This window comes from Cytobacillus sp. SAFR-174, from assembly GCF_051964675.1.
Taxonomy (GTDB): Bacteria; Bacillota; Bacilli; order Bacillales; family Cytobacillaceae; genus Cytobacillus.
The window spans coordinates 41,992-56,455 of the sequence record NZ_JBQCMZ010000018.1; the positions used below are offsets into that span (position 1 = coordinate 41,992).

General features: G+C 43.1%; 14 protein-coding genes. 1 reads left to right on the forward strand and 13 read right to left on the reverse strand.

Annotated features, from left to right (window positions below; genetic code table 11):
* Nucleotides 1-130: 130 nt before the first annotated feature.
* From ACTHRG_RS17420 to mce, 4 genes are all read right to left on the reverse strand, one after another.
* Entirely contained in the window at nucleotides 131-607 is a 477-nt protein-coding gene (locus ACTHRG_RS17420) for a chemotaxis protein CheW (protein WP_440231680.1), read from the reverse strand.
* A 130-nt stretch (nucleotides 608-737) separates the two neighbouring features.
* On the reverse strand, nucleotides 738-1,856 hold the full coding sequence (locus ACTHRG_RS17425; protein ID WP_076258109.1) for a tripeptidase T: 1,119 nt from the start codon (nucleotides 1,854-1,856) through the stop codon (nucleotides 738-740).
* A 77-nt stretch (nucleotides 1,857-1,933) separates the two neighbouring features.
* Complete coding sequence (locus ACTHRG_RS17430; RefSeq protein ID WP_222497797.1) at nucleotides 1,934-3,484, reverse strand: acyl-CoA carboxylase subunit beta; 1,551 nt, start codon at nucleotides 3,482-3,484, stop codon at nucleotides 1,934-1,936.
* A gap of 3 nt (nucleotides 3,485-3,487) precedes the next feature.
* Nucleotides 3,488-3,898 (reverse strand): methylmalonyl-CoA epimerase, encoded by a 411-nt coding sequence (gene mce, locus ACTHRG_RS17435; protein ID WP_076258107.1) that lies wholly within the window; start codon nucleotides 3,896-3,898, stop codon nucleotides 3,488-3,490.
* A 181-nt stretch (nucleotides 3,899-4,079) separates the two neighbouring features.
* On the opposite strand from mce, the gene prli42 reads away from it, so the two are divergent.
* A complete protein-coding gene (prli42, locus tag ACTHRG_RS17440) occupies nucleotides 4,080-4,175 on the forward strand; it encodes a stressosome-associated protein Prli42 (RefSeq protein WP_175609094.1) in 96 nt (31 codons plus the stop codon).
* Nucleotides 4,176-4,448: 273 nt separating this feature from the next.
* Here the strand turns inward: prli42 and ACTHRG_RS17445 are convergent, their stop codons facing one another.
* From ACTHRG_RS17445 to ACTHRG_RS17485, 9 genes are all read right to left on the reverse strand, one after another.
* Nucleotides 4,449-4,970: a L,D-transpeptidase gene (locus ACTHRG_RS17445; protein WP_440231681.1), complete on the reverse strand. Its 522-nt coding sequence runs from the start codon at nucleotides 4,968-4,970 to the stop codon at nucleotides 4,449-4,451.
* 27 nt (nucleotides 4,971-4,997) lie between these two features.
* Nucleotides 4,998-5,990, reverse strand: coding sequence for an aromatic acid exporter family protein (locus ACTHRG_RS17450; protein WP_076258105.1), 993 nt, complete (start codon nucleotides 5,988-5,990; stop codon nucleotides 4,998-5,000).
* Nucleotides 5,991-6,104: 114 nt separating this feature from the next.
* The gene (locus tag ACTHRG_RS17455; protein WP_076258104.1) at nucleotides 6,105-6,827 is read right to left on the reverse strand and encodes an amino acid ABC transporter ATP-binding protein; all 723 of its coding nucleotides are present in this window, start codon (nucleotides 6,825-6,827) and stop codon (nucleotides 6,105-6,107) included.
* Nucleotides 6,820-7,479 carry an amino acid ABC transporter permease gene (locus ACTHRG_RS17460; protein WP_035330029.1) on the reverse strand — a complete coding sequence of 220 codons (660 nt, stop codon included), beginning with the start codon at nucleotides 7,477-7,479 and terminating at the stop codon, nucleotides 6,820-6,822. The genes ACTHRG_RS17455 and ACTHRG_RS17460 overlap by 8 nt, the downstream gene beginning before the upstream one ends.
* Nucleotides 7,480-7,571: 92 nt before the next feature.
* Nucleotides 7,572-8,357 carry a transporter substrate-binding domain-containing protein gene (locus ACTHRG_RS17465; RefSeq protein ID WP_076258103.1) on the reverse strand — a complete coding sequence of 262 codons (786 nt, stop codon included), beginning with the start codon at nucleotides 8,355-8,357 and terminating at the stop codon, nucleotides 7,572-7,574.
* Nucleotides 8,358-8,540: 183 nt separating this feature from the next.
* The gene (locus ACTHRG_RS17470) at nucleotides 8,541-8,978 is read right to left on the reverse strand and encodes a BrxA/BrxB family bacilliredoxin (RefSeq protein WP_076258102.1); all 438 of its coding nucleotides are present in this window, start codon (nucleotides 8,976-8,978) and stop codon (nucleotides 8,541-8,543) included.
* Between the two features lie 231 nt (nucleotides 8,979-9,209).
* Entirely contained in the window at nucleotides 9,210-10,328 is a 1,119-nt protein-coding gene (meaB, locus tag ACTHRG_RS17475; RefSeq protein WP_440231683.1) for a methylmalonyl Co-A mutase-associated GTPase MeaB, read from the reverse strand.
* A complete protein-coding gene (scpA, locus tag ACTHRG_RS17480; protein WP_440231684.1) occupies nucleotides 10,329-12,521 on the reverse strand; it encodes a methylmalonyl-CoA mutase in 2,193 nt (730 codons plus the stop codon).
* Nucleotides 12,511-14,373, reverse strand: coding sequence for a methylmalonyl-CoA mutase family protein (locus ACTHRG_RS17485; protein WP_440231685.1), 1,863 nt, complete (start codon nucleotides 14,371-14,373; stop codon nucleotides 12,511-12,513). Before ACTHRG_RS17485 ends, scpA begins: the two co-directional genes overlap by 11 nt.
* Nucleotides 14,374-14,464: the final 91 nt, after the last annotated feature.

The following is a 14,464-nucleotide window of genomic DNA, read 5'->3' on the forward strand; positions in this document are numbered from 1 at the left end:
GCCGGCACTTCCCTGTAAATATAATTCAGTTCTATTTTAGCAAATATTTTTCTTTTCTATTAATCAGGGGCTTTTTGAAAAAGCGAAAACAGGGAATCTCTCTCTGATCCCCTGTTCCAGAATTCGTCCGCTATGCAGTTGTATGCTGTGTTTTCATATACTCTTTTATTTCTCTTATTCCCTCCAGTGATTCCACCAGCTTTAAAGGATCGATTATAGTAATCAGCCTATTATCGATATTAGCCACACCTGTGAAATAATTGGTTTTTTGATAGGCAATCAGACCTGGCTGTTTCAGACAGTCTTCTGGAATATCAAGAATTTCCTTGGCTTCATTTACAAGAACGGCGAATGATAGCTCGTCTGTCTGCAGCACGATCATTCTTGCGGACTCACTATCAACCAGTGTCCGGCTGTATAGAATTTCTTCGAAATCAACAACCGGAATAAGCTCTCCCCTGACTTTAACGATTCCTCTTACATAGCTGGGCAAATGAGGTATCGGTGTAATGCCCTCCATTTTCTCAATGGATATAACAAAAGGAACCGGTGTAGCATATTCCTCATTTCCTGCCCTGAAAACGACAGCTTTATTATTTTCAATCATCCTATTTCCTCCCCGGAAACTCTTATGTATAGAACTAATATACCATAGCCATTATTTTCTAACTAGTGAGGAAATAATAGATTGCTGCAGTAAAAAAAGAGAACCGCATTGGTTCTCTCTCTCTTGCTGTTTAAGCTGATACTTCTTCAATAATGGCAATGACCATCTCAGCCAATTTATTTAATTCTTCAATAGGCATGCGCTCATTGGTTGTATGAATTTCTTCATAGCCGACAGCAAGGTTAACTGTAGGAATGCCAAAGCCGGCGATCACGTTTGCATCGCTTCCTCCGCCGCTGTGAAGAAGCTCAGAGCTGCGGCCGATCTTTGCAGCCGCTCTGCGTGCTACTTCAACGACATGATCACCTTCGCCAAATTTAAAGCCAGGGTACATAACCTGAACATCCACTTCAGCTTTGCCGCCCATTTCTTCGGCAGCACTTTCAAATGCTTCCTTCATTTTTGCTACCTGCTGTTCCATTTTTTCAGGAATTAATGAACGTGCTTCTGCTAATACATCAACATGGTCACATACGATATTCGTCTGCTGACCGCCTTCAAAACGCCCGATATTAGCCGTTGTCTCTTCATCAATGCGGCCCAGCGGCATTCTTGAAATCGCTTTTGATGCCATCGTGATGGCAGAAATGCCCTTCTCAGGAGCAACACCTGCATGAGCTGTTTTCCCCAGAATAGCAGCTTTCACTTTAGCCTGGGTTGGAGCGGCAACGATTATATTTCCGACTTTGCCGTCACTGTCCAATGCATAGCCGAACTTTGCTTTAACAAGTGAAGGATCAAGAACCTTAGCTCCAACCAGTCCGGATTCTTCACCAACTGTGATAATGAACTGAATAGTTCCATGAGCAATATTCTGCTCTTTCAGGACTTTAACAATTTCGAGCATAACGGCAAGTCCTGCCTTGTCGTCTGCACCCAGGATCGTTGTTCCATCTGTTACAACATAGCCGTCCTTGATGGAAGGTTTAATTCCTTTTCCAGGAACAACCGTATCCATATGGGAAGTGAAATAAATTGTGTCTGTTTCTTCTTTAGTACCCTGAAGAGTGCAGATGAGGTTGCCTGCACCGTGTCCGGTCTGTGCAGTTGTATCGTCTTCGTACACCTCAACCCCAAGATCCCTGAATTTTTTCTTCAAAACTTTGGCAATTTGAGCTTCATACTTTGTTTCAGAATCAATTTGCACCAGTTCCAGAAATTCGTTTAATAAGCGTTCCTCATTAATCATTTATGTACAAACCTCCAAATTTAAGCTTACTAAGCAAGTATAACTCCAAAATTTTGGCACAGCAAATCAGGAATCCATTATAGCGGGATATTTCCATGCTTTTTATGAGGCCTGCTTTCTTTTTTATTGCGCAGCATTTCAAGCGCCTGAATGAGCTTGATTCTGGTTTCACGCGGATCGATGACATCATCCACCATACCCCGGCTTGCCGCTACATATGGATTGGCGAACTTTTCTCTGTACTCTTCGATTTTTTGTGCCCTGGTGGCCTCGGGATCATCACTGTTCTGGATTTCCCTTGCAAAAATAATGTTGGCTGCACCTTGAGGACCCATTACGGCTACTTCCGCATTCGGCCATGCAAAAACAAGATCTGCGCCAATAGATTTACTGTTAAGCGCAACATAAGCTCCTCCGAATGCTTTTCTTAGAATAACAGTAAGCTTAGGCACCGTTGCTTCTGAGTAAGCATAGAGAATCTTTGCTCCGTGCCGTATAATTCCGCCATGCTCCTGTTTAACCCCCGGGAAAAATCCTGTAACGTCCTCAAATGTTATAAGTGGAATATTAAAGGAATCACAGAACCGGATAAATCTTGAAGCCTTATCGGAAGAATCTATATCAAGGCCACCTGCCATCACCTTCGGCTGATTGCAGACGAGACCCACCGTTTCTCCCTTGATCCGGGCAAGGCCGACTACAATATTTTTAGCGAAGTCGCGCTGCACCTCCATAAAAGTATCTTTATCCACTACCTGTTCAATGACTTTTCGGACGTCATATGGACGAAGGGCATCAAAGGGAATAACGTCTGTCAAATCCGGACGGTAATCATCATCTTCTTCCCATTCGGACATAGGCGGTTTTTCTTCGTTATTCTGTGGAAGGTAGCTTAACAGACTTCGCACCTGCCCAATCACTTCTTCTTCGGACTCCCCTCTAAAGTGTGCGTTTCCGCTGATCGTATTGTGCACACGCGCACCGCCCAGATCCTCAGGTGAAATCTTTTCCCCAGTCACCGTTTCGATTACTTTTGGTCCGGTTATGAACATCTGGCTCGTCTTTTCCACCATAAAGACAAAATCCGTAATCGCCGGAGAATATACTGCACCACCGGCACAAGGCCCCATGATGACTGATATCTGCGGAATCACTCCTGAATAAATGGAATTCCGGTAGAAAATATGGCCGTACCCATCAAGGGAAACAACACCTTCCTGAATTCTGGCGCCGCCGGAATCATTCAAGCCTACAAATGGAGCTCCATTTTCAGCTGCTAAATCCATTACATTGGCAATTTTTTTTGCATGCATTTCCCCGAGGGCGCCCCCAAAAACGGTAAAGTCCTGTGAAAATAAGAAGATAGGACGTCCGTTGACCTTTCCATATCCAGTTACAACACCATCTCCAGGCCCTTTTTGGTTTTCCAGTCCAAAATCCGTGCTGCGGTGCTCAATAAATGGATTAAGCTCAACGAAAGTTCCCGGATCTACTAATAAATCGATTCGTTCCCGGGCAGTCAGTTTTCCTTTTTCATGCTGTTTTTGTATACGCTCATCCCCTCCGCCCAGTTCTACTTCCCTGCGCCTGTCGTATAACTCATTTATTTTCTCATAGATGTCTGCCATGCCTTATTTCAATCCTTTCTTTTCACAGAATTCATATAAAATACCGCCTGTTGACTTCGGATGCATAAAGGCTACATGGGCACCGCCCGCACCAATCTTCGGTTCATCCTGCAGCATCCTGATACCCTGTTCCTTCATTTCGTTTATGCGTTCTTGTATGCTGTCAACTCCCAGTGCTACATGATGCAGCCCTTCTCCCCGCTTTTCTATAAACTTGGCAATTGGGCTATCTTCACTTGTCGGCTCGAGCAGCTCTAGTTTCGTTTCCCCTGCTTTAATAAATGCAACCTTTACTCCCTGGCTGTCTACTTCCTCTATTCCGAGTAATTTAAGCTGGAGCGTTTCAGTATAGAATGGAAGCGCTTTATCGATAGACCTGACAGCAATTCCAATATGGTCCACCTTCTTAATCATCTGTTTTCCTCCTCATGGATGTCGAAATATATCATTTCCCCGCAGAATGTGGGCATATTTTTAAATCTATTATTTAAATATTCGTTATAAATGTCGAAAATCCTTTTAAAAAATTGAGCGGTTGTTCAATTTGATAATTCTTAGTAAAATAAGAGTAAGAATTGGGACGAGGAGGCATAGAATGTCAAATAAGAAACTGGCGAAAGTAATTGTCTATTTAATGATATTTGCAATGCTCGCATCTACTCTCATTATGGGTATGGCGATGTTTTTATAACAAGGGAACTCTATTCATTTTTCAGCTGCTCCGGATGGCAATTCCGGGCAGCTTTTTTTGCGGAAAATAACCTTTGAACTGTTAGTGACTTTTACTGAAACCTAACGAGCTGTAGGGACTTGGGACACAAAAAGCAATAATCCGAGGGTTAGAGTCCGAATACAGTCAAACTTCGGACAGCATAGGAGGAAATATGGAACTGCAGAGTCCGAAGCTGGCGTTCACTAAGCTCATAAAAAAACTGCATCTATTCAGATGCAGCTGTACATTCTTTCAATTATCTTTTTTTATGGCACCGTAATCTCTTCCAAGTTCGTCAAAGCTCTTAGCTGAGGTGACTACTAAGATTTTTGTTCCAAGCGGCACGGATTCATATAACGACTCGACTGCCTCATTCTGCAATCGGATACATCCATTAGAGACATATCTGCCGATGGACGAAGGATCGTTCGTCCCGTGAATGCCGTAGATTCTGCCATCAGTATTTTCTGCGTCAAACCCAATCCACCTTGTGCCGAGCGGATTCCGGGGGTCACCGCCTTTTATGTCCTTTTTTCTGTAGTAAGGATCAGCTGCCTTTACAATCACAGTGAACAGCCCTTCCGGTGTAAGGTCATCCGTTTTCCCGGTTGCAGCTGTGATGATATTCTGCACTTTATGATTCTGTATAAACGCAACTTCATTTGTGCGTTTATTGACAATCAGAAATGGATCTCCAGGCAGCGGATTCAGTCCCAATGGCCAGATTGGGGAAAGTGAAAAAAACAGAATGGCCGCTGCTGCAAACTTCAGCATGACAATTCACGCTCCAATTCCTTTTCCTTAGTTTGCTTCTGCAGTCCCGCTTTGATTCATTTCCTTATCCTTTAATCCTTTAAAAGAGCTCTTAATAATTAAATACTGTTCCATTTCTTTTACAAAGTGAAGCAGGGCAGCACGTGCTTCAAATTCCTCCCTCGTTTTGGGGAGCTCCATATTTTCAAAAGAAACCTTCATACGGTACAATTTCTCCAGGAATAGCAGGGCCGTATTGCCCGGGTGGATATGTTCCGATAATTCTTCAATAAAATCAGCGATCATCTCTCCCTGTTCAACAGGGAGTGCTATGGAAGTAACACTTGGAAGAACCCTCTCAATAATTTCAAATTGTTTTTCTCTCATTTTGAAATAATGATAATATAAATTTTCATCTCTTCGAAAGTGATTTTCAACATCCCTGAAGGCCAGCGCTTTTGCCTCATCGATCATTTCCATTGTTTCAGTAATTTCTCTGCCGTCCCAGCTGCTTTCATGGGTACGCAAATACCTCACGATTTCGTCAAAGATAACCTTAAAGTTTTCTTCTATTTCAAGTCTATATTCCTTAAGCTTCGATTCCAGGCTCGGCATGTAAAGGTTTGCGATTAGTGCTACACCGATTCCGACAATAATTATGCCCAATTCATTTAGCAAGAGGTCCTTTGAGACCTCTCCTGCAGAATAAATATGCAAAATAATAACTGAACTTGTTACAATTCCATCGCTGGCCTTTGCCATAACAGCTGCCGGAATAAAAAACAGCAGCAGCAGTCCGATTACAAGCGGATGGTAAGCAATGCCCTCAAAAAACAAAGAAGAAAATGCCATTGCCAGCAGACAGGCAAAAAATCGGTCCCATGAAGCCCGAAGTGATTTTTTCTTTGTGACTTTTATGCATAATATAGTCAGGATGCCAGCAGAAACAAAATTATCAAGCTGCAGCATCTGTGCAATCATGATGCTGATGGAAGTCCCCACTGCAGTCTTGATTGTCCGGTAGCCAATTCTGTACTTCATTTATTCAAACTCCTATATTCAATTGCCCCATCTAATTTTAAGAAGGCTGTCTGGTATTTAAATGCGAAAGAGAAGATGATCATGTTGATCATCTTCTCCCATAGCATATATCGATTATAGCATTTTTTGCAAGAAATCCCTTGCACGATCACTCTTAGGATTAGAAAAAAATTCTTCAGGAGAAGAATCCTCTACAAGCACACCGCCATCCAGGAACAGCACCCTGTCTGCCACTTCACGGGCAAAGCCCATTTCATGGGTAACAATCGCCATTGTCATGCCAGTATGTGCTAAATTCTTCATAACGTCCAGCACTTCTTTCACCATTTCCGGGTCCAGCGCAGATGTTGGCTCATCAAAAAGCATAACTTCAGGCTGCATGGCAAGAGCTCTTGCAATCGCAACCCTTTGTTTCTGCCCCCCTGATAAACGATTGGGGTATTCGTGTGCTTTAGCAGATAATCCGACCTTCTCCAAAAGCTCGAGCGCTGTTTTCTCAGCTTCTGATTTTGATAATCCCTTAACCTTCATCGGTGCATATGTCAGGTTTTGCAGGGCAGTTTTATGGGGGAATAAATGAAAATGCTGAAATACCATCCCCACATTTTGGCGCACTTTCATTATGTTTGTGCTTTTATCCGTAATGTCCTGCCCATTAATCATGATCCTGCCGTCTGTTGGCAATTCCAGAAGATTGATGCAGCGGAGGAACGTAGACTTCCCGGAACCGGACGGACCTATTACAGCCACTACTTCGCCATCTTGAATATTGGTTGAAATTCCTTTAAGAACTTCAAGTTTACCGAAATGCTTATGCAAATTTTCCACTTTAATCACTGCGTCTCATTCTCCTTTCAATTCCTTTTCCAAGCACAGTCAGGACCATTACCATAATGTAATAAATCAGCCCGGCAATCAGTATCGGTTCGAAGTAGGAAAACTTTTCGCCTCCCACGATGTAAGCCCGGCGCATCACGTCTGTTACTCCAATGACTGTTACGATCGCAGACTCTTTTGTAAGAGTAATAAACTCGTTCATTAAGGCAGGCAAAATGTTTTTCATTGCCTGCGGAAGTATGATATCCATCATGGCCGGCCTGTATGGAACGCCCAGTGCCATTGCCGCTTCACTTTGACCTTTATCCACCGCCAGGATTCCCGCCCTGATGATCTCCGAGATATAGGCCGCTGAATTAAGCCCAAAAGACAGGACGGCAGCTGTGGAAGGATCAATTTTATACCCGATCAGCTGAGGTGACCCATAATAGATAAGCATCAGCTGAAGAACAAGAGGTGTTCCTCTAAAAACGGATGTGTAGGCATCCGCAATCCAGCCAAGAAATTTAAATTTGCTAATTTTAAAGAATGATAGAATAATACCTAATACAAAACCCAGTATGCCTGCCATAGACACAATTTGAAGCGTGACGCCAATGCCTTTAAGTATATATGGAAGGGAGGGAATGAACTGCTGAAAATCCAGATTCACTATCTTTCCATCCTTTCTGTAAGTAATTTATTTTCTAAAGAAGAATAAAGCGTCCAAAGGAAGATATGCCTTGGACGCCAATTCCCAGCGAATTATTTGTTATCAAACCATTTTACGATCAATTCTTCCAATTCCCCGTTTTCTTTCATCTTCAAAAGTTCTGCATTGAATTCTTCAGTTAATTCACTGCCTTTAGGAAAAGCAATGGCCGAACCTGCCTCTGTTTCATCTTCTTCAATTGTGAAACCGGCCAGGTCTTTATTTTTTTCAAAATACCCTTTTGCAACCGTGTCTTCAATCATGGCTGCATCAAATCGGCCTGCCATGATTTCCTGAATTAATTCAGGGATGCGGTTGCGGTTTTCCACAGTCATATCAACTGTTTCAGCAATTTCTTCTGCCTTATCTGCCTGAATGGAAGCAAGCTGCACACCTATTGTTTTTCCATCTAAATCTTCCAATGATTCAATTCCGCTGCCTTTTTTAGAAACAATCATGTGGCTCGCTGTATAATATACATCGCTGAAATCAACGTTTTCTTTACGCTCTTCAGTAGGAGTCATACCCGCTAAAACAAAATCAACCTGGCTTGTTTCCAGTGCAGGGATCAGTCCGTTAAAGTCCATATCCTTCACTTGGATTTCATAGCCCAATTTTTCAGCAATCGCTTTGGCCAAATCCACATCAAAGCCGATGATTTCTTCCCCTTTTGCTGAATCTACATATTCAAATGGCGGATAATCCGCTGACGTACCCATTGTTAAAACCTTTTTATCCGAGCTTTCCCCAGAGCCGCTTTTACCATCTTCACTAGTCCCGCATGCAGCTAGTAAACCAACTAAGAGCATGCTTAATGCAAACATGATCACTTTTTTCATTTTTGTTTCCCCCTATAAAAATATGAATAATCTCTGCATAACTATTAATAAATATTCACTAAAATGAATTTTAACAGATTTTTATATTTATGCAATAAGGTTTTTAATTATTTATTAGAAGTTTAATTATTCAGATAAATTTATATAAAAAAAAAGCCCCGTTATTCGGGACCTTTTCGCTATTTAAACTTCTTCGCAATATTTCTCAAAGGCATCCTGCAGTTTCTGGACTACTGCCATAGGCTCATGGCCTTCGATTTCGTGGCGCTCGATCATCGTGCATAGCTCCCCATCTTTGAGAAGTGCAAAAGATGGTGATGATGGCGGATAACCTGTGAAGTAGGATCTTGCTTTTTCGGTTGCTTCTTTATCCTGTCCGGCAAATACCGTAACCAAATGGTCAGGGCGCTTATCATAATGCAGGGAATGCATGGCTGCAGGACGGGCAATTCCGCCTGCACATCCGCAGACAGAGTTCACCATTACAAGTGTGGTTCCCTTCTTATTAAGGGACTCATCCACTTCTTGAGGTGTTGTTAATTCCGTAAAGCCGGCATGTGTTATTTCCTGACGCGCCTGCCTGACAACATCATTCATAAATAAATTAAAATCCATATTCAAAGTCATCGCTCCTCAATAAAAAATTCTCCTGACTATATACATAATACCAATACATCAGTGAATTTTACAATCAAGTCAATTTTTTGAATAAAAAAGTTTAGCTTTTGGATTATCGGGGAAAGATAAAACTACAGCTAGATCCATACCCCTAAACTCCCTAGATTCGCCAGTGCCCGCAAGGCACTGGCCATTTTTTTGCCTTCAGGAAAAGCCTGCCCGAAACAGAAAGCTCTATCTTTTTGTATAAACATTAAACAATTCTTCAACTGCAGATGTAACCGTCCTGTTCCCTGCTATGACCTCGTTTTCGATTTTTGGAAGAAGCGGTTTTATGTCGGGATGATAAAAAAAGCTGAACTGAAGCTGATCCAGAATCATGGAGTGTATCCATTGTTTTGTCTGGAGCCTTCTTCTTTCTTCAAAAACTCCTGATGTCTTTGCCGTATTTTCAAACGTTTTGATCACATTCCAGATCTCAGAAATGCCTTCATTAAAGACAGAAGAGCAGGTATAAGCTTTCGTTTGCCATCCTTTAGTAGCTGGCTGAAGAAAGTGAAGGATACGGTTATACTCTGCTTTTGTTTTTTCAGCCAATTTCTTATTGCTTCCATCGGCTTTATTGACAATTACCGCATCAGCCAGTTCCATAATGCCCTTTTTCATTCCCTGCAATTCATCCCCTGCCCCTGTCAAGGTTAAGAGCATAAAAAAGTCCACCATTTCCCTGACAATGACCTCACTTTGTCCCACACCGACTGTTTCAACGAGAATAACATCAAAGCCTGCTGCTTCACACAGAAGCATGGTCTCTCTTGTTTTTCTGTGGACACCTCCCAGTTTCCCTGCTGAAGGAGAAGGTCTTATGAAAGCACGCGGGTTTCTTGATAACTGCTCCATTCTTGTTTTATCGCCAAGGATGCTGCCGCCGCTCAAGCTTGAGCTTGGATCAACGGCTAGCACAGCTGTTTTTAAACCCGCATTACATAGGTATGTCCCAAAAGATTCAATGAACGTGCTCTTTCCTGCCCCCGGCACTCCGGTTATCCCAATCCTGAGCGATTGCCCTGAATGAGGCAGAAGCCTGTGCAGGAGTTCCTGTGCATGGTGAAAATGATGCTCTGCGTTACTTTCAATCAGAGTGATCGCTCTTGCAAGAACAGGTCTGCTGCCACTCATGATTCCTTCTTCAAGAACGTCAAGATCAGGCAGAGAGGCAGATTTTTTTTGAAACCTGCCTATTTTCTCGAATTTCTGCTTCTGCTCACCTGAATCCACACCACTGCTTACTGTGCTTGTAAAATTTTCTGCCTTTTCTTCATCAAACCATTCCGGTTTTTTATCCTCTGCCATTTACTGGGTCACTTCCTCGTACCCGAGACGGCTGTATATCTCTCTGATGACCTTTTGGGCAGCCACTGGAATGACGGTGCCCGGGCCAAAAATGGCAGAAGCACCATGCTCATATAAATATTGATAATCCTGTGCCGGAATAACCCCTCCAATGACTACAATAATATCTTCCCTATCCAGTTTCTTCAGTTCAGTAGCAAGCTGCGGCAGAAGGGTTTTATGCCCTGCAGCAAGTGAACTGATGCCAATGACATGAACGTCATTTTCGACCGCCTGAAGAGCTGTTTCCTCCGGAGTCTGGAACAGAGGGCCGATATCAACATCAAAACCAAGATCGGCAAAGGCTGTTGAAATGACTTTTGCTCCCCTGTCATGGCCATCCTGCCCCATCTTGGCAATCAGAATCCGCGGTCTCCTTCCTTCATTTTCAAGGAATCCATCTGTCATCTGCTTTACTTCTGTAATTTCTTCTTCATTGGAAAAAGCAGAACTGTAAACCCCGCTGATTGAACGAATAATCGCTTTATGGCGGCTGGCCACTTTTTCAATTGCTTCGGAAATTTCGCCAAGAGTGGCTCTAACCCGTGCTGCATTTACTGCAAGCTCAAGAAGGTTGCCTTCCCTTGATTCAGCAGCTTTTGTAATAGCCTCCAGGGCCTCAGCAACTTTCTCATTATCGCGGGAGGCCTTTAGCCGCTCCAGCTTTTCGATTTGCTTTAATCGTACAGCTGTGTTGTCGATGTCCAGAATGTCAATCGGCTCTTCTTTTTCCAGCCTGTATTTATTCACACCAATAATGGTTTCTTTTCCGGAATCGATTTGTGCCTGCCTTCTGGCAGCAGCTTCTTCGATTCTCATTTTTGGCAATCCTGTCTCAATTGCCCTGGCCATTCCGCCAAGACTCTCGATTTCCTCAATATGCTCCCAGGCTCGCTTGATTAATTGATCTGTTAGTGCTTCTACATAATAAGAACCGCCCCATGGATCAATTACATTCGTGATACCTGTTTCCTCCTGAAGGTACAGCTGTGTATTTCTCGCTATACGGGCTGAAAAATCCGTCGGCAATGCGATGGCTTCGTCCAATGCATTCGTATGAAGGGATTGAGTATGCCCCATCGCTGCTGCATGCGCTTCAATAAGAGTTCTTGTTACATTATTGAATGGGTCCTGCTCGGTCAAGCTCCAGCCTGAGGTTTGAGAATGCGTTCTAAGCGCCATTGATTTTGGATTAACGGGTTCGAAGGTCTTCATCATTTTTGCCCAAATGTAGCGGGCTGCCCTCATTTTTGCCACTTCCATAAAGTAGTTCATGCCGATAGCCCAGAAAAACGAGAGTCTCGGTGCAAAGGAATCAATATCGATTCCGGCTTTAAGTCCGGTTCTTACGTATTCAAGTCCATCTGCGAGCGTATAGGCAAGCTCAATATCAGCTGGTGCACCCGCTTCCTGCATATGATAGCCTGAGATGCTGATGCTATTGAACTTCGGCATGTATTTTGATGTATATTCAAATATATCTGCAATGATCTTCATAGACATTTCCGGCGGATAGATATAGGTGTTGCGCACCATATATTCTTTTAAAATATCATTTTGGATCGTTCCCGAAAGCTTCTCCTGGCTTACTCCCTGCTCTTCCGCTGTGACGATATAAAAAGCCATAACAGGTAAAACTGCACCATTCATCGTCATGGATACAGACATTTGATCTAAAGGGATCCCATCAAACAGTGTCTTCATGTCCAGGATGGAATCAATGGCCACGCCAGCTTTCCCTACATCCCCTTCGACTCTTGGATGATCAGAATCATAGCCTCTATGGGTGGCAAGGTCAAAAGCGACTGATAAACCCTTTTGCCCCATGGCGAGATTGCGGCGGTAGAAAGCATTGCTTTCCTCTGCAGTAGAAAATCCGGCATATTGGCGGACAGTCCAGGGCCTGTTCACATACATGGTTGAATAAGGTCCCCTTGTATATGGAGGAAGCCCCGGCTTATCGTTTAAGTGCTCCATATCTTTTAGGTCTTCATTTGTGTATAGCGGCTTTATTTTTATCCTCTCATTTGTTTCAAAGAGAAGATGATCGATGGATGAATTGATTTCTTCCTCCGCTTTTCTTTTCCAGTCATCCTTTGCTGATTGTTTTAATTTATGAATATCCAGGCTTTTAAAATCTGGTTTATTGGCCATTGTTTGCCACCTCCATCTCGTTCAGCATAGTCAAGAGAGTTTCATAGCAATCGCTTTTCACGTGAATGTATCCGCTGATTCCAGCACCATCAAATTCAGCCCTTTTTCTCTCTTCTGGAAGGCCGGCTAAATAGATTGCAGCTGACGGGAAAGCTTCTTTCAGTTGTTTAATTAAAGGAACAGCCATGCTGTCATATTGGCCGTTTGATCCGCAAATAAAATAATGCCTGCAATTTGTTTCTTGGATAAATGCTTCAGCATCTTCCGGGTTCTCTACAGAGCCGCTTCTGACTGCCTCAAACCCTCCGGGCGCCAGGAAGCCTCCAATAAAATCAGCCCGTTCCTTATGATTCTTCAATTCTCCCAGACAGATTAGCCCTGCTTGAGGATGTATTCCCTTTTCCTTTAATCTTTCAGATAAACTCCGCAAACCTTCGAAGGACTCTGAAAGACGAACCTGCGGGATTGGCTTGATAACATTCTTGCTGTTTTCTATGGTTTCGGCCACTAATTGAAGCGGCTTTTCATCAGGGTTAGCATAGATATTTGTTCCAATGATACTTTGTTTTCTTGTATGAACATCTTTCTGCTTCTTCTCATGAACTTGAGAAATTTGACTTTGAACCCACCCTGTCTGGAGGGCTTCAGCCATTCCTCCCAGCTCTTCTATCTCAAGGAAAAGCTCCCAGGCTTTATCAATCAGTTCATTCGTCAGATGTTCCACATACCAGGAGCCGCCCGCCGGGTCAGAGACCTTCAGCAGATGCGCCTCTTCCATTAGAATGAGCTGGGTGTTTCGGGCAATTCGGTCCGAAAAAGGAGAGTGTGCTCCTTCCGGTTCATTATACGGACTGACATGAAGGTATTGGACTCCTCCCAATACTGCTGCAAATGCTTCATTCCCTGCTCTCAGCACATTAACATAAGAATCATAAGCTGACTTAGTAAATGAGGACGTTTCTGCTGAAATGACCATTTTTTTACTGTTTCTCTCAGCTCCATAAACTTCTGCAACCTTGCCCCATAAAACCTTTGCCGCACGAAGCTTGGCAATCTCCATAAAGAAGTTTGAACCAACAGAAAACTTAAATAGCATTTTGGATAGAATTTCTTCAATCTTTTTGCCTTTTCCAAGAAAATACTGCAGGTGATTTATTCCTGCTGCCAGTGCAAAAGCAAGTTCCTGGACAGCATTCGCGCCGCCATTGTGATAAACAGCAGTATTCACCATGATGGTTTTCAGGCTTGGCATATGTTCAGTTGCCGAATTGGCCGTTTCATTCAAATTTTCGTATAGCTCATTGATTGAGCGATCGTTCATTTTGTCTGCAGCAGCAATGGCAAGCGGGTCTGCTGCAATATATCCTGTGATTTTTTCGCTTTCATTTAATCTCGAAAGTTCTTCTATTAATTGACGGTGCCTTTGGCCGGCATCCACACTGAAAGGATATTTTTTATAAAGTTCTCCTACAGCGATGCTGATCTTCTCTGGGTTTGTTAACTGTTCTGGCTGGAAAGCCAGCGCTGTCTGCCCCTTCGCAACAGCAGCAAGGAGTTTTTCTGCCAGCTCTTCAGAAGCTGAAGCACTAACTTTCTGTGCAACCTTCCATTCCTCTCCCAGGTAGCCGGCAGCATATGAACCCCTTCTGAAGTCTTCTGCTCCCGGATACTGGGATAACGGTATTTCGGTCAGGTCCTCTCTGGAATAAAGCGGTTTCAATTTTATGTTTTCATATGTATTTCGTGATAATGTTTCTAAGGATTTCCCTTTAAGAGCTTTTTCTGCACTCTGTTCCCAATCTTCATTAGTCTGCTGCGGGAATTTTTCTTCAATCATTTTCTTTAATGACATAATCAGGCTGTCCTTGTAGCTGACAGCGTTCCCTCCCCTCATGCGGCAGCGGACCCGTTTCTCTTATGAAACATTGCCGCAAGAAAATTAT

Bases quoted from the DNA above. Each gene is read 5' to 3' on its own strand.
- ACTHRG_RS17450 (WP_076258105.1), bottom strand. From the start codon at position 5,990: ATGAAGTACAGAATTGGCTACCGGACAATCAAGACTGCAGTGGGGACT.
- ACTHRG_RS17485 (WP_440231685.1), bottom strand. From the start codon at position 14,373: ATGTCATTAAAGAAAATGATTGAAGAAAAATTCCCGCAGCAGACTAAT.
- ACTHRG_RS17465 (WP_076258103.1), bottom strand. From the start codon at position 8,357: ATGAAAAAAGTGATCATGTTTGCATTAAGCATGCTCTTAGTTGGTTTA.
- ACTHRG_RS17420 (WP_440231680.1), bottom strand. From the start codon at position 607: ATGATTGAAAATAATAAAGCTGTCGTTTTCAGGGCAGGAAATGAGGAA.
- ACTHRG_RS17425 (WP_076258109.1), bottom strand. From the start codon at position 1,856: ATGATTAATGAGGAACGCTTATTAAACGAATTTCTGGAACTGGTGCAA.
- scpA (WP_440231684.1), bottom strand. From the start codon at position 12,521: ATGGCCAATAAACCAGATTTTAAAAGCCTGGATATTCATAAATTAAAA.
- ACTHRG_RS17430 (WP_222497797.1), bottom strand. From the start codon at position 3,484: ATGGCAGACATCTATGAGAAAATAAATGAGTTATACGACAGGCGCAGG.
- ACTHRG_RS17445 (WP_440231681.1), bottom strand. From the start codon at position 4,970: ATGCTGAAGTTTGCAGCAGCGGCCATTCTGTTTTTTTCACTTTCCCCA.
- mce (WP_076258107.1), bottom strand. From the start codon at position 3,898: ATGATTAAGAAGGTGGACCATATTGGAATTGCTGTCAGGTCTATCGAT.
- prli42 (WP_175609094.1), top strand. From the start codon at position 4,080: ATGTCAAATAAGAAACTGGCGAAAGTAATTGTCTATTTAATGATATTT.
- meaB (WP_440231683.1), bottom strand. From the start codon at position 10,328: ATGGCAGAGGATAAAAAACCGGAATGGTTTGATGAAGAAAAGGCAGAA.